Here is a 17,788-nt window from a genome sequence, read left to right as displayed (position 1 = left end):
CAGCCCCCGTCCCGAGCCGGGCTCGCCCCCCTTCCGACCCCGCCGGTGTTCGAGGCGCGGGGGTCGGGCCCCGGGCCGGTCCCCTCTTTCGGCCCCGCCGCGGAGGCGCGGGTGCCCGTCCGGCCCCGGGGTCAGCCCCCGTCCCGAGCCGGGCTCGCCCCCCTTCCGGCCCGCCGGTGTTTGAGGCGCGGGGGTCGGGGGTGGTGCCCCCGGGGTCTTGCCCGGGTCCGGGGCGCAGCCCCGGGGAACGGCGGAAGGGCGGGTAGGGGACGGCCCCGCAGGGTCCAGCCACCCTCCGCCGGACACGTAACCGGACGGGACCCCCGCCCCCACCCGGACGGGAGTCCCGATCACACAGGCCGAGGCTGAAGCCGAGGCCCCGGCATCAGCCGCGCCCCCGCCACGGCAGCTCCGCCGTCACCACCGTCCCCTCCCCCTCGGGGGAGTCGACCACGAACACCCCGTCCACGGCCCGCAGCCGCTCCGCCAGCCCCGCCAGCCCCGATCCCCCCACCGCATCGGCCCCGCCCCGCCCGTCATCCGACACCCGGATCAAGAGCCGCGTCCCGGCGGCAGCCCCGGCGACCGCGGACTCCCGCCCGCCCGCGCCCGCGCCCGAGCCCGCAGTCCGCCACACCTCCACACTCGCGCCCCGCGCCCCCGCATGCTTGCTGACGTTCTGCAGCAGCTCCGACACCGTGAAGTAGGCGATCCCCTCTATCGCCGCCGCAGGCCGCTCCGGCAGATCCACCGCCACCTTCACCGGCACCACGCACCGCGAAGCCACCGACGACAGCGCCGCATCCAGCCCCCGGTCCGTCAGCACCGCCGGGTGGATCCCCCGCGCCAGGTCCCGCAGCTCCTGCAGCGCCAGCTTCACTTCCCCGTGCGCCTCGTCCACCATCGCCGCCGCCCCCTCGGGATCCTCCAGCAGCTTCTCCTTGGCCAGGCCCAGCCCCATCGCCAGCGCCACCAGCCGCGCCTGCGCGCCGTCGTGCAGATCCCGCTCGATGCGCCGCAGGTCGGCCGCCGCCGTGTCGACGACGACCCCGCGGTCGGACTCCAGCTCCGCGATCCGCCGCTCCAGCTCGTCCGAGGGCGACAGCAGCCCTCGTACCATCAGCCGGTCCACGTTCGACAGCCAGCGCGTCACGTACGGCAGCACCGGCCACAGCACCAGCAGCCCGACCAGCGCCACCGCGAAGGTCAGCACCCCCCACGGCAGCCGCACCAGCTCGTACAGCACGGTCCGCCAGGCCACCGGGTCCTTCACGCCCGCCCACAGCCAGGGGAAGAACCCGCCGGCCCGCCGCGGCCCCGGCAGCGGGGTCGGCTCCTCCACCCGTACGCCGAGCAGTGCGCGCGCCCGCGCCCGCTCCAGCCGTCCCAGCTGGCGGGACAGGAGCAGACCGCCGGCGAGCAGCGGAAGACCGATCGCGGTCACGGACAGGCCGCCCGCGGTCCCCACCATGGTCACGGTGTAGACGAACCCGACGAGGGCGAGCGGAAGATTGCTCAACAGATGGACGGTCTCCTTCCACGCCACGGCCCCCAGAGCCGGACGTACGGGAGGGGGCCGGTCGTTGTCGGGAGCCTGGTGGGAGACTTGAATGCGCGCGGTCATGCGCCCCAGCCTGCCAATATCGCCCCGCGGGTGCCATGGGGCAGCCGGGCCGCAGTAAACGGGGGATAACCCCACCCTGTGTGAACCAGGCCCTAGACTCCCGTCCGTACCAGATCGTCGACAGTGGCCAAGGAGCGAGGAACGGACGTGCCCGACCCAACGGTATCGACCGTAACCGTGCTCGCAGCGGACTATTTCCGGAGTTATTCGGTCGTCGGCCTGCTGGCCGTCCTCGGTGTGCTCTTCGTGGCCGTCGCGTTCGGCGCGGGCCGCCTGCTGAGACCGGTCGTCCCGACCCCTGAGAAGCTGCTGACCTACGAGTGCGGTGTGGACCCCGTCGGCGAGGGCTGGGCGCACACCCAGGTCCGCTACTACGTCTACGCGTTCCTCTACGTCATCTTCGCCGTCGACTCGATCTTCCTCTTCCCGTGGGCGACGGTGTTCGCCGCCGCCGGTTACGGCGCCGCGACGCTCGTGGAGATGTTCGTCTTCCTGGGCTTCCTGGCCGTCGGCCTGCTCTACGCGTACAAGAAGGGCGTCCTCGAATGGACGTGACACCGGCCGCGACGCCGGCCGAGCCCCAGCTGCTCCCGGAGCCCAAGCGCCTGGGAGTCCTCTCCCGCCTCGCCCCGGAGCCCATGAAGGTGGTCCTGAACTGGGGCCGCCGCTACAGCCTGTGGGTCTTCAACTTCGGCCTCGCCTGCTGCGCGATCGAGTTCATCGCCGCTTCGATGGCCCGGCACGACTTCATCCGGCTCGGCGTCATCCCGTTCGCGCCCGGCCCGCGCCAGGCGGACCTGATGATCGTCTCGGGCACGGTGACGGACAAGATGGCCCCGGCCGTGAAGCGGCTCTACGAGCAGATGCCGGAGCCGAAGTACGTCATCTCCTTCGGCGCCTGCTCCAACTGCGGCGGGCCGTACTGGGACTCGTACTCGGTGACGAAGGGCGTCGACCAGATCATCCCCGTCGACGTCTACGTCCCCGGCTGCCCGCCGCGCCCGGAGGCGCTGCTGCAGGGCATTCTCAAGCTCCAGGAGAAGATCGCTCGGGAATCGCTGGCGGACCGCTACACGGCGGGCCCGTCGGTCGCGCAGCTCACCAGCGGCCTGGTCACGCCGCCGCCCGCGCCGGCGTCGGCGCCGCAGTCGGGGGCCGACGCATGAACCTCTACGACTCCCTCCCCGACGCGGCTGCGACGATCTTCGGCGCGGAGGCCGTTGCCTCGTTCGCGTACGAAGTCCTGACGGTTGACGTGCCGGTCGGCAGCTGGATCCCGTCGCTGGAGATCGCCCGGGACAAGCTGGGCTGCACGTACTTCGACTGGCTGAGCGCGGTGGACGAGCCGGGTACCGGCTTCCGGATCTGCGCCCACGTCGTGTCCCTCGAGAACCACCGCGTACGCCGCCTGCTCCTGCGTACGACGGTCCCGCACTCGGCGCCGTCCCTCCCCTCCGCGGTCGCGATCTACGCGGGCGCGGAATGGCACGAACGCGAAACGCACGAGATGTTCGGGGTCGTCTTCACCGACCACCCGCACCTGGTCCCCCTCCTCCTCCCGGAGGACTTCGAGGGGCACCCGCTGCGCAAGGACTTCGTCCTGGCCGCGCGCGTCGCGAAGGCCTGGCCGGGCGCCAAGGAGCCGGGCGAGGCCCACGACCCCGACGCCCCGAAGCGCCGCCAGATGCTCCCGCCGGGAGTCCCGGACCCCAACGACTGGGGACCGCTCAAGGGCCAGCTCCCGCCGGCCCCCGCCCGCCCGGCCCGCACCGCCCGCGCCCCCCGCGAGGGCGCCCCGGCCCGCCGCCCCCGCCCGGGAGCGGACGCCCCGGCGACCCCGCCGGTGGAGGCGGACGCCGAGACCCCGCGCCCGGCCCGCCGTACCCGCACGGCCTCGGACGGCTCGGCCAGCCAGGCCGTCCCGCCGGCGGAAGCCGCAGCGACGCCGCCCGCGACGGAAGCCGAGGACGCATCGCAGGCCGACGCCCCCCCGCGGCCGGCCCGCCGTACCCGCACGGCCTCGGACGGCTCGGCCAGCCAGGCGGCCGCCGGGCGCACGGTGGCGCCGGGCCGGCGCCCGGCCCCCCGCAGCACGGATGCGCCCTGGCACAATCCCCAGCCCGCCTTCGCGGACCAGGAATCGGCACCGGAATCGGCACCGGACGCGGATGCGGCACCGGAGCCCAAGGCCGGCTCCGCACCCGCGGCCGACCCGGGCCCGAAGGCCGAGCCGAAGTCCACGCCCAAGGTCGGCCCCCGGCCCGAGCCCGCGCCGAAGACCGACTCCGCGCCCAAGACCGACCCCGGCTCGGAGACCGGGCCCGGGACCGGCCACACCCCTGAATCCGAATCCGACCACGGAGGCGACGCGTGAACGACGTCCTCGACGTCGCCCTGCGACTCATCGTCGTCTTCGCCGTCTTCCTCGTGCTCCCGCTCGTCGTCGGGCAGACCGAGCACAAGGTGATGGCGCACATGCAGGGCCGCCTCGGCCCCATGTACGCCGGCGGCTTCCACGGCTGGGCCCAGCTCGTCGCCGACGGCGTGAAGTTCGCGCAGAAGGAAGACGTCGTCCCGGCCAACGCCGACCGCCGCATCTTCCAGCTCGCCCCCGCCGTCGCCCTGCTCCCGTACCTCCTCGTCCTCATCGCCGTCCCCATCGGCCCGGGCGAAGGCGCGGTCGGGCAGGTCATCGACGCCGGACTGTTCTTCGTACTCGCCGTCATGGGCGTCGGCGTCCTCGGCAGCCTGATGGCCGGCTGGGCCTCCGCCAACAAGTTCTCCCTGCTCGGAGGCCTGCGCACCGCCGCGCAGCTCCTCGCGTACGAGCTCCCCATGCTGCTGGCCGCCGCCTCCGTCGCCATGGCCGCCGGGACCGTGTCCCTCCCCGGCATCGTCGACGCCTTCCAGTGGTGGTGGCTGCCCTGGCAGATCACCGGCGCGCTCGTCTTCTTCATCGCCGGCCTCGCCGAACTCCAACGTCCCCCCTTCGACATGCCCGTCGCCGACTCCGAGATCATCTTCGGCGCGTACACCGAGTACACCGGCCTGCGCTTCGCGCTGTTCCTGCTCGCCGAGTACGCCGGCATCGTCGTCCTCTGTGCCCTCACCACGGTCCTGTTCCTCGGCGGCTGGCACGGCCCGATCGCCGACGGCTGGGTCTGGACCCTCCTCAAGACCGCGGTCCTCGCCTTCGTCGTGATCTGGCTCCGCGTCACCTATCCGCGGCTGCGCGAGGACCAGCTCCAGAAGCTCGCCTGGACCACACTCATCCCGCTCGCGCTCGCCCAGATCGCGCTCACCGGCATCGTGAAGGTGGCGATCCAGTAATGCCCATCCCCGGATCCGGCCTCGCCAAGGGCCTCGCCGTCACCCTGCGCACGATGACGAAGCGCGCGCACACCGCCCAGTACCCCGAGGTGCAGCCCGAGCTCCCGCCCCGCACCCGCGGGGTCATCGGCCTGTTCGAGGAGAACTGCACGGTCTGCATGCTGTGCGCCCGCGAGTGCCCCGACTGGTGCATCTACATCGACTCCCACAAGGAGACGGTCCCGGCCGCCGCCCCCGGCGGCCGCGAGCGCAGCCGCAACGTCCTCGACCGCTTCGCCATCGACTTCTCCCTCTGCATGTACTGCGGCATCTGCATCGAGGTGTGTCCCTTCGACGCCCTCTTCTGGTCGCCGGAGTTCGAGTACGCGGAGACGGACATCCTCGAACTCACCCACGAGCGCGACAAGCTCCGCGAGTGGATGTGGACCGTCCCGGCGCCGCCCGCCCTGGACCCGGCCGCCGAGGAGCCCAAGGAGATCGCCGCCGCCCGCAAGGCCGCGGAGAAGGCCGAGGCCGCAGCCGCGGCAGCCGCCGCGGAGCCGACCGCACCCGCTGACCCCGCCGCGCCCGCCGCGCCCGGGACCGATGCCCCGAACACCCCGGAGGGAGACGCGTGACCCCCGCAGCCACCGCCCTCGCCGCCGCGGCGACGGGCAACGGGTTCCTCTCCCCGACCGGCGTCGAGATCGCCTTCGTCCTCGTCGGCCTCGCCACCCTCGGCGCGGCCGCGATCACGGTCACCACCAAGCAGCTCGTGCACGCCGCCCTCTGGCTGGTCGTCGCGCTCGGCGGGATCGCCGTCGAGTACCTGCTGCTGACCGCCGAGTTCATCGCCTGGGTCCAGGTCCTGATCTACCTCGGCTCCGTGGTCGTCCTCCTCCTCTTCGGGCTGATGCTCACCAAGGCCCCCATCGGCCACTCCCCGGACGCAGACTCGAACAACCGCTGGGTCGCGCTCGGCGTCGCCCTCGTCGCGGCCACCGCGCTCGTCTGGGTCGTCGTCGACGCGTTCCGCACCACCTGGATCGATCTCGACGGCCCCGTCCAGGGCTCCACCCAGGTGACCGGCGAGATGCTCTTCCAGCACTGGGTACTGCCCTTCGAAGCCCTCTCCGTCCTCCTCCTCGCGGCCCTGATCGGCGCCATCGTGCTCTCCCGCAGGGACGCCGCCGCCGGTGGACCCGACGACAAGACGAAGGGGCAGCAGCGCTGATGCACCTCGCCTATCCCGCCGTGCTCGCGGCGCTCCTCTTCTGCACGGGCCTGTACGGAGTGCTCGCCCGCCGCAACGCCATCCTGGTCCTGATGTCCGTCGAGCTGATGCTCAACGCCGTCAACCTCAACCTGGTGGCCTTCGACGTCTGGCTGCGCGACACCCTGCACGCAGGCCAGGCCCTCACCCTCTTCACCATCGCCATCGCCGCCGCCGAGATCGGCATCGGCCTCGCGATCGTGCTGATGGTGTACCGCAACCGCGGCACCTCGGACGTCGACCGGCTGCGCGACACCGCCGAGGGCCACGAGCCCGCCCCGAACAACCAGAGCGAGGTCACCGCGTGAGCACCACGACCCTCGCGGTCCTCGTCCCGCTCCTGCCCTTCCTGGGCGCGGTGGCGGGACTGCTGTTCGGCCGCAGCGCCCCCGGGTTCGTCCGGCCCCTCGCGGTGCTGCCGGCGCTGGCCGCGGCCGTGCTGGCCGTGGTCGTCGCCGTCCGCCAGGGCGGCGGCCGGCCGATCGTCGCCTCGACGGAGCTGACCCCGACCGGCTCGGTGCCGATCGACCTCGCGCTCTACCTGGACGGCTTCGCCGTGCTGGTCGCCGTGCTGGTCGGCGTCGTCGCCACCTGCGTACAGCTCTACTCGACGGCGTACCTCCGCGAGGACCCGCGCTACCCGTCGTATGCCGCTCTGGTGTCACTGTTCACCTCCGCCATGCTGCTCGTCGTCTACTCCGGCGACCTGATGGTGCTGCTGGTCGGCTGGGAGATCATGGGCATCTGCTCGTACTTCCTCGTCGGCCACTACTGGGAGACCGAGGCGGCCCGCTCCGCCTCCCTCAAGGCCTTCCTCGTCACCAAGCTCGGCGACGTCCCCTTCCTGATCGGCCTGTTCGCGCTCGCCGCCGACGCCGGCTCCTTCCAGATCACCAAGATCCTGGGCACCGTCGCCGCGGGCGGGCTCGACCACCCGACGCTGATCGCGCTCCTCCTGCTCGCCGGCGTCGCGGGCAAGTCCGCTCAGTTCCCGCTGCACACCTGGCTTCCGGACGCCATGGCGGGCCCCACCCCGGTCTCCGCGCTGATCCACGCCGCGACGATGGTCGCCGCCGGTGTCTACTTCGTCGCCCGTCTCCTCCCGGTCTTCGCGGCCTCCCGGGCCGCACTGGTGGTCATGGCCGTCATGGCGGCCGTCACGATGCTCGGTTCCGGCCTCGCCGCCCTGGCCCAGGACGACGTCAAGCGCGTGCTCGCCTACTCCACCGTCGGCCAGCTCGGCTACATGCTCGGGGCACTGGCCGTCGGCGACCGAGGCGCCGCCGTCTTCCACCTCCTGTCCCACGGCTTCTTCAAGGCGCTCCTCTTCCTCGGCGCGGGCGTGATCATCCACGCCGCCGGGACGAACTCCCTGGCCGCCATGTCCCGTATGGACGGCCTGGCCAAGCGCATCCCCGACGCCTTCTGGACCATGACGATCGCGCTGCTCGCGCTCGCCGCGATCCCGCCCTTCGCCGGCTTCTTCTCCAAGGAAGCCGTCCTCGTCGCCGCCGAGCACGCCGCCGGCGGGCACTCGGAGTCCGCTCCCAGCGCCGCCGGCTGGGTCGTGCTCGTCGCCGGCGTGCTGACCGCCGTGCTCACCGCCGCCTACGCCACCCGGCTGTGGCTGATGGCCTTCCGCGGCCGGGGCGCCGCCGCCCCCGACCACGGCAAGGAGCCCGTCGCCATGACCGGCGTGCTGTGGCTGCTCGCGATCCCGACGATCGGCTTCGGCCTCGCCGCCGGCCCGATCGCCGACTGGTTCGACGGCAACGAACTCACCCCGTCCCTGACCACCTCGGTCCTCGGCACGGGAGCCGCCGCCGTGGGCGCGGTGCTGACCTACGCCCTGTGGCAGCGGGCCACGGCCAAGGCCGCCGCCGTCGGTTACGGAGCCGGCGCGTCCGCGTCCGCCGCCGCCGCGGAGTCCGCCGCCGAAACCCCCGAGGTCGCCGAGGTCACCCACGACCACCCCGCCGTCCCGGCCGGCGCCGCCCCCGACCCCGGCCGGGCGCTGCTCGGCCCGCTGCACCGCCACGCGGCCGACGGCTTCCACCTCGACGCCGTCTACGACCGGCTGTTCGTCCGTCCCGTCCGCGCGGCCGCGAGCCTCGTCCGCTTCCTCGACCGCGAGGTCGTGGACACGTACGTCCGCGGCGCGGGCGCCGGCCCCCGGCTGCTCGGCAGCCTCGTACGCCGGGCCCAGACCGGCAACGTGCAGAGCTACCTGAGCGCCCTGCTCGCCGGCGCCGTGGTCCTGGCGATCGCCACCGCCGTCCTCGCCAACGTCAACGCCGGATCGTGAGCCGTGAGTCAGCCGTGATTGATATCAGCCCGTCCGTGATGCAGTTCCTTCTGGCGTTCGTCGTGGCCGCACCGCTCCTCGGCGCCGCCGCGGCCCTCCTGCCGGCCCCGCCCGGCCTCAAGGGCAAGAGCCCCGAACAGGCCGTGCTGCGCCACGGCGTGACCGTGACCGGCGTGATCCTCGCCGCGGCCGTCGCCCTCGCCCTGGGCTTCGACCACGACGCCCCGGCCCAGTTCCAGGCGACCACGGACCTCAGCTGGATCCAGGCGCTGAACGTCCGGATCCACCTCGGCATCGACGGCATCTCGCTCCCCCTCCTCCTGATGACCGCGCTGCTGTTCTTCCTCTGCGCGCTCTACAGCTACTTCAAGCTCCCCGAAGGCCCGTCCCCGAAGGCCTTCGTCGCGCTGCTCCTCGTCCTCGAGTCCGGCACCCTCGCGACCTTCGCCGTCCTCGACCTGCTGCTGTTCTTCCTCGCCTTCGAGATGGTCCTCATCCCGATGTACTTCCTCATCGCCCGCTGGGGCGGTGCTCAGCGGCAGGCCGCCGCCTGGAAGTTCATCCTCTACACCCTCCTCGGCTCCGTGGTCATGCTGCTCGGACTGCTGCTGATCGGGCTGAACAGCGGCACTTTCGACATGGTGGCCCTCGCCTCCGACAACGGCCGCGAACTGAGCCACACCACCCAGCTCCTGGCCGTCCTCGCCATCGGCATCGGCCTCGCCGTGAAGACCCCGATGTGGCCGCTGCACAGCTGGCTGCCCGACGCCCACACCGCGGCGCCCACCGTGGGCTCCGTCCTGCTGGCCGGCGTGCTGCTCAAGATGGGCACGTACGGGTTCGTGCGCATCCTGCTCCCCGTCACGCCCGACGGCATGGCGACCTTCGCCCCCTACCTGGGCGCCTTCGCCGCCATCGGCATCGTCTACGGGTCCCTCGCCTGTCTCTCGCTCGCCCGCAAGGGCAACAAGGGCGACCTCAAGCGCCTCATCGCGTACTCCTCCGTCGGCCACATGGGCTTCGTCCTCCTCGGCATCGCCTCGATGACTCCCACCGGTGTGAACGGCGCGCTGTTCGCCAACATCGCGCACGGTCTGATCACCGGCCTTCTCTTCTTTCTTGTCGGTGCGCTCAAAGACCGTTACAAGACCGCCGATCTGGACACCCTCGCCGGAGCCACCGGGGCCGCCCTCTACGGCCGCGCCCCCCGCCTCGGCGCCCTCCTCGCCTTCGCCGCCGTCGCCTCCCTCGGCCTGCCCGGACTCGCCGGTTTCTGGGGCGAGATGCTGGCCCTGTTCGGCGCGTTCGACCCGGCCGAGGGCCTGTCCCGGCCCGCCTTCCTCACCTACATGGCCTTCGGCGCGTTCGGCACCCTGCTCACCGCCGCCTACCTGCTGATCGTCGTACGGCGCGTCTGCATGGGCGACCCCAAGACCCTGCCCGAGCCCGGGCCCGCGCTCGAACTCGCGGACATCCAGCGCTACGAGTTCGCCGCCTGGACCCCGCTCGCCGCCCTCACCGTCCTCGCCGGCCTGTGGCCCGCTGTCCTCCTCGGCCTCACCGACCCGGCCGTCCAGAAGCTCCTCGCAGGAGGCAACGCATGACGGCCCTGTCCGCCCTGACCGCGGTCACGGCCCCGCCCGCCGAGACCGCGAGCCTCATCCAGAGCATCGACTGGCTCGCGATCACCCCCGTGGTGCTCCCCGCCGCCGTCGCCCTGGTCGTCCTGGTCGCCGACCTCTTCGTACCGGAACGGCTCAAGCCGCTGCTCGGCTGGCTCTCCGTCGCCGGCCTCGCCGCCGCCACCGTCACCCTGCTGCCGCTGCGCGCCGGGGACCGCGCCACGTTCTGCCTCGCCACCGACCCCGGTGCGTGCAGCTACACCGCCGACCACTTCACGCTCGTCATCCAGTTCCTGGTGCTGGCCGGCGCCCTGGTCACCGCCCTGCTGTCGGTCACCACCGTCCGCGACGCGCGCATGCCGGCCGGCGAGTACTGGTTCCTGCTGCTGTCCTCCGCCGCCGGCGCCGCCCTGCTGCCCGCCTCCCGCGACCTCGCCACCCTGATCGTCGCCCTCGAAGTCGCCTCGCTGCCCGCCTTCGCCCTCGTCGGCATGCGCCGCGGCGACCGGCTCTCCTCCGAGGCCGCCCTCAAGTTCTTCCTCTCCTCCGTCACCGCCACCGCCGTGTCGCTGATGGGCGTCAGCTTCGTCTACGCCGCCACCGGCACCCTGCACCTCACCCAGGTCGCCGACCGCCTCGAGGACGTCCCCGGGCAGCTCGACACCCTCGCCATGGCCGGCGTCGCGCTCACCCTCGTCGGCTTCGCCTTCAAGACCGCGGCCGTCCCCTTCCACTTCTGGGTCCCGGACACCTACGTCGGCGCGCCGCTGCCCATCGCGGGCTACCTCTCCGTGATCGGCAAGGCCGTCGGCTTCACCGGCCTCATCCTCGTCACGGTGATCGCCTTCCCGGCGTACTCCGACATCTGGGGCCCCGCCCTCGCCGTCCTCGCCGCGCTCACCATGACGCTCGGCAACGCCGCCGCCCTGCGCCAGCGCGCGGACCGGCCGGGCAGCGCCGTACGGCTGCTCGCCTGGTCCTCGGTCGGCCAGGCCGGCTACCTGCTGGTCCCGATCGCGGCCGCCGCGTACTCCGATCGCGACCAGATCGGCTCCACCGTCGCCTACGCCCTCATGTACGCCGCCGTGAACCTCGGCGCCTTCGCCGTGGCCGCCCTGGTCGCCCGCACGAAGCCGCTGAACCGGCTCAGCGACTACCGCGGCCTGTACGCGGAGCGCCCCGCCGCCGCCCTCGCGCTGGCCTTCTTCCTGCTCTGCCTGGCCGGCCTGCCGCCGGGCCTCATCGGTCTCTTCGCCAAGGTCACCGTCTTCCGCTCCGCGGTCGACGCGGGCCTGGGCTGGCTGGCCGTGGTCATGGCCGTCAACGTCGTCATCGCCCTGTACTACTACCTGCGCTGGACGGCGCTGCTCTTCCGCGCCCCGCAGGCCCCCGCCGAAGGCGTCCGTACGAAGGCCCCCTGGCCGGTCACCGCCGCGATCGTGATCACGGCGGTCACCGCCGTGGTGCTCTCGGGGGCTCCGCAGCTCGTCCTGCGCTTCGCCTCGGGCAGCCTGTTCCCGCAGTAGCCCGCGCCGGCAGACCCGTACGACGGCCCGTACGTACGCCCGTACGTCGGCACGTCCGTACGCCGTGACCCGTACGGAGCAACGCCCGCCGCCGCACCGCCGCCCCGGACACCGGGGCGGCGGCCCCGGCACGCCCTGGGAACCAGAAGCCCTCACCTCGCGTTGACCGAGAAGGGAGGGTCCACTGGACCGTAGACCCTCAGATCCGCAGATCCCGGACGGGGGTCCCCCTGCCGCACCACTTGGAGGGCGTACCGTGCACCGCCGGCACAACGGGCTGAAGACCGCCGTACTCCTCGGCGGGCTGTCCGCACTCATCATCGTCATCGGAAGCTTCTTCGGGCGGGGCGGGCTGATCATCGCCGTCCTCGTCGCCCTCGGGACGAACGCGTACGCGTACTGGAACAGCGACAAGCTGGCTCTACGCGCGATGCGCGCCCGCCCCGTCAGCGAGTTCGAGGCCCCCCAGCTCTACCGCATGGTGCGCGAGCTCTCCACCTCCGCGCGCCAGCCCATGCCACGGCTCTACATCTCCCCGACCGAGGCGCCGAACGCCTTTGCCACCGGCCGCAATCCGCGCAACGCCGCGGTCTGCTGCACCGAGGGCATCCTGCGCATACTCGACGAGCGCGAGCTGCGCGGGGTGATCGGCCACGAGTTGAGCCACGTCTACAACCGCGACATCCTGATCTCGTCCGTCGCCGGAGCCCTCGCCTCCGTCATCATGTTCCTGGTGAACTTCGCCTGGCTGATCCCGATCGGCCGGTCGAACGACGACGAGGGGCCCGGCCTCCTCGGCATGCTGCTGATCATGATCCTGGGCCCGTTGGCCGCTTCCGTGATCCAGCTGGCCATCAGCCGTTCGCGCGAGTACGAGGCCGACGCGTCCGGCGCCCAGCTCACCGGCGACCCGCTCGCCCTGGCCAGCGCCCTGCGCAAGCTGGACGCCGGCGTCAAGCAGCTCCCGCTGCCCCCCGAGCCCAGGTTGGAGACCGCGAGCCACATGATGATCGCCAACCCGTTCCGCCCGGGCCAGGGCCTTTCTAAGATGTTCTCCACGCACCCACCGATGGCCGAGCGCATCGCCCGGCTCGAACAGATGGCAGGCCGTAGTCAGTGAAGACCATCCTCAACATCATTTGGCTCGTCCTCAGCGGCATCTGGCTGTTCCTGGGCTACTGCCTGGCGGGCGTGCTCCTGTGCATCACCATCATCGGCATCCCGTTCGGCATCGCGGCCTTCCGCATCGCGGTGTACGCCCTCTGGCCCTTCGGCTACACGACGGTCGAGCGCCGGGACGCGGGCGCGGCGTCCTGCATCGGCAACGTCCTGTGGCTGGTCCTGGCGGGCTGGTGGCTGGCCCTCAGCCACATCGTCACCGGCATCGCCCTGTGCGTCACGATCATCGGCATCCCGTTCGGCATCGCCAACTTCAAGATGGTCCCGCTCGCCCTGCTGCCGCTGGGCCGCGAGATCGTCCCGACCGACGCGCCGTTCGCCTCCCGGTAGACGACAGGGCGGCGAGGGTACTCACGGGCAGGGAGAACCAGTGTCGGCTGCGAACACGGCCACGACCCTGTCGGTCATCGTGCCGATGTACAACGAGGAGGAGGCCCTCCCCGCCCTGGTGAGCCGCCTGCGGCCGGTGCTCGACGACACCGGGGTCCCGTACGAGGTCCTGGCGGTCGACGACGGCAGCACCGACCGGACCTCCGAACTCCTCGAAAAGTTCCGTACGGACTGGCCCGAGCTCCGCATCGTCCGGCTGCGCGGCAACTCCGGCCACCAGGCCGCCCTGCGCGCCGGGCTGCACAGCTCGGTCGGGGCGTACGTGGCCAGCATCGACGCCGACCTCCAGGATCCGCCGGAGAAAATACCGGAGATGCTGGACCTGGCCCGGTCCGAGAACCTCGACATCGTCTACGGCGTCCGCTCCGACCGCAGCACCGACACCGGCTTCAAGCGCCGCACCGCCGCCGCCTACTACTGGCTCATGCGCCGCATGGTCGGCAAGCAGGTGCCCGCGCAGGCCGGGGACTTCCGGCTGCTCAGCCGCGAGGCCGTGGAGGCCCTCAAGGCCCTGCCCGACCAGCAGCAGGTCTACCGGCTGCTGGTGCCCTGGCTCGGTTTCCCGAGCGGGCAGGTCACGTACCGCCGGGCCGAACGGGTGGCGGGCGAGACCAAGTACCCGCTGAGCAAGATGATCCGCCTCGCCGTGGACGGCATCACCAACTTCTCGGCCGCCCCGCTGCGGCTCGCGACCTGGCTCGGCGTCGTCAGCTTCGTCACGTGCCTCGTCATGATCGCCTGGACGCTGGTGGTGTTCCTGCTCGGCAAGACCGTGCCCGGCTGGACCTCGCTGTTCGTCGGCATGCTCTTCCTCGGCGGAGTGCAGCTGATCTGCGTCGGGCTGCTCGGCGAGTACATCGGCAGGATCTACACCGCCGTACAGCGCCGGCCCACGTACTTCATCGGGTACGACTCGGCGCGCGACGACACCGGCAAGGATCCTGGGGAGAGCGGGAACTGACGGGGGTTCGGCGAGCTCCCGGTGCAGGTCAGGGCGATTGTCAGTGGCGTGGGTCACCATGAGTGCATGAACGAGACCGAGCAGTTGCTGGAGCAAGTCGCCACCCGCGCACATGGTGGTGCGGGCGGGCACGGAAAGCCCCTGCCGGCGCCGCTGGACGCCGAGGAGCCGGCCCGTGCCGCGCTCATACTCGGCTTCGAACTGCCGCCGCTGCTCGCCGGGCTCTACACCCGCGTCGGGGACGGCGGGTTCGGCCCGGAGTGCGGGCTGCTGCCCCTGAACGACGGCGTCGCCACCTACCGGGCGATGCGCGGATCCGGATGGAAATGGCCCGGCGGCGTGCTGCCCATCGCCCACTGGGGCTGCGGCATGTACGTCTGCGTCGACTGCCGCTCGGAGACCGCCCAAGTCCTGCTGTTCGACCCGAACCTGGGGGATCCGGACCTGGCCTGGTTCATCGACGCCCCGAGCCTCGCCGACTGGCTGCGCGGCTGGCTCGACGGCACCGCCTGGTACTGCGAGGACTCCGCGGCGGGGGAGGAGTACGACCTGGACCTGGCGCCCTGGGCCGAGTTCAGATCCCGCGTGTGAGCCGCCTGCGCAGGCCGTAGGCCAGCGCGCCCGCCACCAGCACCGCAGCCCCCGTGACCGCCGACGCAAGGGGCAGCGCGCAGGCCAGCACGACACAGCCGGACAGCCCGACCGCTGCCACGGCCCGGCCCTTGACAGCTGAATCGAGAGTCCACGCGGAAGCGTTCGCGATCGCGTAGTAGGCCAGCACCCCGAACGAGGAGAAACCGATCGCACCCCGCAGGTCGGTCGTCGCCGCGAGCACCGCGACCACCACGCCCACGGCGAGCTCCGCATGGTGCGGCACCTGATGCCGTGGATGCACGGCGGCCAGCGCGCGGGGGAGATGGCCGTCCCGGGCCATCGCCAGGGTGGTCCGCGACACCCCGAGCACCAGGGCCAGCAGCGAGCCCAGCGCCGCCAGGGCGGCACCGACCCGGACCACGGGGGTCAGTCCGGGCTGTCCGGCGGCCCGTACCGCGTCGGCCAGCGGTGCCGTCGAAGCCGCCAGGGCGTCGGCCCCCAGCACCGACAGCGCCGCCACCGCCACCGCGGCGTACACGAGCAGGGCGATCCCCAGGGCGAGGGGGACCGCCCGCGGGATCGTGCGCTCGGGATCACGCACCTCCTCGCCCAGAGTGGTGATCCGGGCGTATCCCGCGAAGGCGAAGAACAGCAGTCCGGCCGCCTGGAGCAGGCCGCCGGCGCCGCCCCCGGCCAGGCCGCCGAGCCGTCCCGCATCGGCCGCTCCCGAGGTCAGGCACACCACCACGACCCCGGCCAGCACGGCCAGGACCGCCGCCACGATCACCCGCGCGATCCGGGCGGACTTCTGCAGGCCCCCGTAGCTCGCGGCGGTCAGCGCCACCACCGCCGCGACGGCCACGGCGTGCTGCTGCCCGGGCCACACGTACGCCCCGACGGTGAGGGCCATCGCCGCACACGAGGCGGTCTTGCCGATCACGAAGCCCCAACCGGCCAGGTATCCCCAGAACGGGCCGAGCCGTTCCCGCCCGTACACGTAGGTCCCGCCGGAGGCCGGATACCGGGCGGCCAGCCGCGCCGAGGAGTGCGCGTTGCAGTAGGCGATCAAGGCCGCCACCCCGAGGGCGGCGAGCAGCGCGCCGCCCGCCGGCCCCGCCGCGCCTGCCGCCGGGGCGAGCGCGGCGAAGATGCCGGCCCCGACCATCGCCCCGAGCCCGACGACCACGGCGTCGAAGACTCCCAGCGTGCGCTTCAACTCGTTGTCCACGCGCGGAGGGTAGCGGGGCCGGGGAAGGTCCGGCGGATCAGGGCGGCCCGAGCCCGGCCCTGACCGCCGGACACCCCTGGGGGCCCGGCGGTCAGGAGGGCAAGACGCCCCCTAGACGACGCCCTCCCGGCCCGTCAGCGGCGCGCGGTTCTGCTCCCACCCGTGGAGGGCGGTCAGGCAGGCGTGGTCCAGGTGGCGCAGCCCGCTGAGGTCGAGGCGTACGGGCTGCCCGGCCGGCAGTGCGTCCAGCGCGTCGAGCAGTTTCGGCAGCCGCAGGAAGCTGGCGCTGCCCATGACCTGGACGCGGAGCTCCCCGCCCTCCCACACCTCCTCGATGTGCACGTGGGAGGTCTCCCAGGCGGCCTTGACCACGGCCAGCCCGAGCCCGACCAGCACCCCCTCGAAGAGGTTGGTGGCCACGATCGCGGCGGCCGTCGCCACCAGCACCCCCGCCTCGCCCCGGTGCGTCTGCCACAGGCGGGCGACGGCCCGGGCCGGCAGCAGCTTCCATCCGGCGTGCAGCAGCACCCCGGCCAGCGCGGCGAGCGGCACCACTTCGAGCACCTGGGGGAGCGCGACGGCGAACAGCAGCAGCCAGCCGCCGTGCATGATCCGGGACGCCCGGGTACGGGCCCCTGCCTCCACGTTGGCGGCGCTGCGCACGATCACGGCGGTCATCGGCAGCGCCCCGAGCAGTCCGCAGACGGTGTTGCCGACGCCCTGGGCCATGAGCTCCCGGTCGTAGTGGGTCCGGGGCCCGTCGTGCATCCGGTCCACGGCGGCCGCGCTGAACAGGGTCTCGGCGGAGGCGATCAGGGCCAGGGCGATCACGGTTCCCATGGCTCCGGCGGAGGCCAGCAGCCCGAAGTCCCCCCAGCCGGGCGGGGCCACGGCCTCCAGGACCCCGGTCACCGTCACCTTCTCGACGGGCAGCTGCAGCAGCATCGACGCGGCGGTGGCGGCGGCCACCCCGACGAGCGCGCCCGGTACGAGCCGCAGCCGGGCAGGCATGCGGCGCCAGGCCACGAGGACGGCGATGGTCCCGGCCCCGAGCGCCACGGCGGACCAGTCGGCCTCACCGGCGAGCCCCGGCACCGCGGCCAGTTTCGCCAGGGTTCCGCCGGGGGCCTGCACGCTGCCCAAGGCGTACAGCTGCCCCGCGATCAGCACGAGCCCGATCCCGGCCAGCATCCCGTGCACGACGGCCACGGAGATCGCCCGGAACCACCGCCCGAGCCGCAGGGCCCCCATGCCCAGCTGCAGCACCCCGGCGGCCAGCACCAGGACCCCGAGCGCGCGGGCACCGTGCGTGTGCACCGCCTCGTAGACGAGCACGGTGAGCCCGGCGGCCGGCCCGCTCACCTGGAGCGAACTCCCCGGGAACCACCCGGTGACCAGCCCGCCCACCACCCCGGTGACGATCCCCAGCTCGGCCGGTACACCGGAGGCGACGGCCACCCCCACACAGAGGGGCAGCGCGACGAGCGCCACGACGACGGACGCCCCGAAGTCTTCGCGAAACGTGTCGACCCCAGGCATCCGAGAACCTCCCCTGTCCCGCGGTGATGATTGCCACCAGAGTGGTGGGCGCGCGCAGGGCTCCCCAAGTGCCCATAGGGGGCCGCTGAGGCGCATGCGCCGCGCACGCCGGGCACATCATCCGCACGCCCCCGGAAACGGCCGCGGGGGGGGGGGGGGGGGGGGGGGGGGGGGGGGGGGGGGGGGGGGGGGGGGGGGGGGGGGGGGGGGGGGGGGGGGGGGGGGGGGGGGGGGGGGG

General features: G+C 72.9%; 17 protein-coding genes. 14 read left to right on the top strand and 3 right to left on the bottom strand.

All coding sequences use genetic code 11. The features are described 5' to 3' along the window. Nucleotides 1–385: 385 nt before the first annotated feature. Nucleotides 386–1,624, bottom strand: a complete 1,239-nt coding sequence (locus tag ACZ49B_RS32655; protein ID WP_468313019.1) for a sensor histidine kinase — start codon at nucleotides 1,622–1,624, stop codon at nucleotides 386–388. Between the two features lie 147 nt (nucleotides 1,625–1,771). Here ACZ49B_RS32655 and ACZ49B_RS32650 point away from each other — a divergent pair, with 147 nt between their 5' ends. The 14 genes from ACZ49B_RS32650 to ACZ49B_RS32585 all read left to right on the top strand — a co-directional run bounded on the left by ACZ49B_RS32650 (nucleotide 1,772) and on the right by ACZ49B_RS32585 (nucleotide 14,780). Then, nucleotides 1,772–2,179, top strand: coding sequence for an NADH-quinone oxidoreductase subunit A (locus tag ACZ49B_RS32650; protein ID WP_468313016.1), 408 nt, complete (start codon nucleotides 1,772–1,774; stop codon nucleotides 2,177–2,179). Beyond that, nucleotides 2,170–2,790, top strand: coding sequence for an NADH-quinone oxidoreductase subunit B (locus ACZ49B_RS32645; RefSeq protein ID WP_468313013.1), 621 nt, complete (start codon nucleotides 2,170–2,172; stop codon nucleotides 2,788–2,790). The genes ACZ49B_RS32650 and ACZ49B_RS32645 overlap by 10 nt, the downstream gene beginning before the upstream one ends. Further along, nucleotides 2,787–3,998, top strand: coding sequence for an NADH-quinone oxidoreductase subunit C (locus ACZ49B_RS32640; RefSeq protein WP_468313010.1), 1,212 nt, complete (start codon nucleotides 2,787–2,789; stop codon nucleotides 3,996–3,998). The genes ACZ49B_RS32645 and ACZ49B_RS32640 overlap by 4 nt, the downstream gene beginning before the upstream one ends. Further along, nucleotides 3,995–4,954 (top strand): complex I subunit 1/NuoH family protein, encoded by a 960-nt coding sequence (locus tag ACZ49B_RS32635; RefSeq protein WP_468313007.1) that lies wholly within the window; start codon nucleotides 3,995–3,997, stop codon nucleotides 4,952–4,954. Before ACZ49B_RS32640 ends, ACZ49B_RS32635 begins: the two co-directional genes overlap by 4 nt. Beyond that, the gene (locus tag ACZ49B_RS32630) at nucleotides 4,954–5,571 is read left to right on the top strand and encodes a NuoI/complex I 23 kDa subunit family protein (RefSeq protein ID WP_468313005.1); all 618 of its coding nucleotides are present in this window, start codon (nucleotides 4,954–4,956) and stop codon (nucleotides 5,569–5,571) included. The genes ACZ49B_RS32635 and ACZ49B_RS32630 overlap by 1 nt, the downstream gene beginning before the upstream one ends. Then, the gene (locus ACZ49B_RS32625; RefSeq protein ID WP_468313002.1) at nucleotides 5,568–6,167 is read left to right on the top strand and encodes an NADH-quinone oxidoreductase subunit J family protein; all 600 of its coding nucleotides are present in this window, start codon (nucleotides 5,568–5,570) and stop codon (nucleotides 6,165–6,167) included. The genes ACZ49B_RS32630 and ACZ49B_RS32625 overlap by 4 nt, the downstream gene beginning before the upstream one ends. After that, nucleotides 6,167–6,514, top strand: coding sequence for an NADH-quinone oxidoreductase subunit NuoK (nuoK, locus tag ACZ49B_RS32620; RefSeq protein ID WP_030298116.1), 348 nt, complete (start codon nucleotides 6,167–6,169; stop codon nucleotides 6,512–6,514). The genes ACZ49B_RS32625 and nuoK overlap by 1 nt, the downstream gene beginning before the upstream one ends. Further along, nucleotides 6,511–8,511, top strand: a complete 2,001-nt coding sequence (locus ACZ49B_RS32615; protein WP_468312999.1) for an NADH-quinone oxidoreductase subunit 5 family protein — start codon at nucleotides 6,511–6,513, stop codon at nucleotides 8,509–8,511. The genes nuoK and ACZ49B_RS32615 overlap by 4 nt, the downstream gene beginning before the upstream one ends. Before the next feature lie 38 nt (nucleotides 8,512–8,549). Then, nucleotides 8,550–10,115 (top strand): complex I subunit 4 family protein, encoded by a 1,566-nt coding sequence (locus ACZ49B_RS32610; RefSeq protein ID WP_468313119.1) that lies wholly within the window; start codon nucleotides 8,550–8,552, stop codon nucleotides 10,113–10,115. Then, nucleotides 10,112–11,659, top strand: a complete 1,548-nt coding sequence (locus ACZ49B_RS32605) for an NADH-quinone oxidoreductase subunit N (RefSeq protein ID WP_468312996.1) — start codon at nucleotides 10,112–10,114, stop codon at nucleotides 11,657–11,659. Before ACZ49B_RS32610 ends, ACZ49B_RS32605 begins: the two co-directional genes overlap by 4 nt. A gap of 256 nt (nucleotides 11,660–11,915) precedes the next feature. Further along, nucleotides 11,916–12,779, top strand: coding sequence for a zinc metalloprotease HtpX (gene htpX, locus ACZ49B_RS32600; RefSeq protein WP_468312993.1), 864 nt, complete (start codon nucleotides 11,916–11,918; stop codon nucleotides 12,777–12,779). Then, on the top strand, nucleotides 12,776–13,168 hold the full coding sequence (locus ACZ49B_RS32595; RefSeq protein WP_053788704.1) for a YccF domain-containing protein: 393 nt from the start codon (nucleotides 12,776–12,778) through the stop codon (nucleotides 13,166–13,168). The genes htpX and ACZ49B_RS32595 overlap by 4 nt, the downstream gene beginning before the upstream one ends. A 40-nt stretch (nucleotides 13,169–13,208) precedes the next feature. Continuing rightward, complete coding sequence (locus ACZ49B_RS32590) at nucleotides 13,209–14,189, top strand: glycosyltransferase family 2 protein (protein WP_468312990.1); 981 nt, start codon at nucleotides 13,209–13,211, stop codon at nucleotides 14,187–14,189. A 66-nt stretch (nucleotides 14,190–14,255) separates the two neighbouring features. Continuing rightward, nucleotides 14,256–14,780: an SMI1/KNR4 family protein gene (locus ACZ49B_RS32585; RefSeq protein ID WP_468312987.1), complete on the top strand. Its 525-nt coding sequence runs from the start codon at nucleotides 14,256–14,258 to the stop codon at nucleotides 14,778–14,780. On the opposite strand, the gene ACZ49B_RS32580 is transcribed toward ACZ49B_RS32585, so the two are convergent. Both ACZ49B_RS32580 and ACZ49B_RS32575 read right to left on the bottom strand, forming a co-directional pair. Further along, nucleotides 14,764–16,011, bottom strand: coding sequence for an APC family permease (locus tag ACZ49B_RS32580; protein WP_468312983.1), 1,248 nt, complete (start codon nucleotides 16,009–16,011; stop codon nucleotides 14,764–14,766). The two genes, ACZ49B_RS32585 and ACZ49B_RS32580, sit on opposite strands and share 17 nt — an antisense overlap. A gap of 111 nt (nucleotides 16,012–16,122) precedes the next feature. Further along, nucleotides 16,123–17,550, bottom strand: a complete 1,428-nt coding sequence (locus ACZ49B_RS32575; RefSeq protein WP_468312980.1) for a SulP family inorganic anion transporter — start codon at nucleotides 17,548–17,550, stop codon at nucleotides 16,123–16,125. Between the last annotated feature and the right edge of the window lie 238 nt (nucleotides 17,551–17,788).

The sequence above is a fragment of the Streptomyces sp. NPDC031132 genome (assembly GCF_055570595.1).
Note: the sequence above shows the minus strand (reverse complement) of the source record. Positions and strands in the feature narration are given on the sequence as shown.

Coding starts and splice junctions, on each gene's coding strand:
- ACZ49B_RS32655 (WP_468313019.1), bottom strand. CDS start 1,624: ATGACCGCGCGCATTCAAGTCTCCCACCAGGCTCCCGACAACGACCGG.
- ACZ49B_RS32645 (WP_468313013.1), top strand. CDS start 2,170: ATGGACGTGACACCGGCCGCGACGCCGGCCGAGCCCCAGCTGCTCCCG.
- ACZ49B_RS32640 (WP_468313010.1), top strand. CDS start 2,787: ATGAACCTCTACGACTCCCTCCCCGACGCGGCTGCGACGATCTTCGGC.
- ACZ49B_RS32630 (WP_468313005.1), top strand. CDS start 4,954: ATGCCCATCCCCGGATCCGGCCTCGCCAAGGGCCTCGCCGTCACCCTG.
- nuoK (WP_030298116.1), top strand. CDS start 6,167: ATGCACCTCGCCTATCCCGCCGTGCTCGCGGCGCTCCTCTTCTGCACG.
- ACZ49B_RS32610 (WP_468313119.1), top strand. CDS start 8,550: ATGCAGTTCCTTCTGGCGTTCGTCGTGGCCGCACCGCTCCTCGGCGCC.
- ACZ49B_RS32605 (WP_468312996.1), top strand. CDS start 10,112: ATGACGGCCCTGTCCGCCCTGACCGCGGTCACGGCCCCGCCCGCCGAG.
- ACZ49B_RS32585 (WP_468312987.1), top strand. CDS start 14,256: ATGAACGAGACCGAGCAGTTGCTGGAGCAAGTCGCCACCCGCGCACAT.
- ACZ49B_RS32575 (WP_468312980.1), bottom strand. CDS start 17,550: ATGCCTGGGGTCGACACGTTTCGCGAAGACTTCGGGGCGTCCGTCGTC.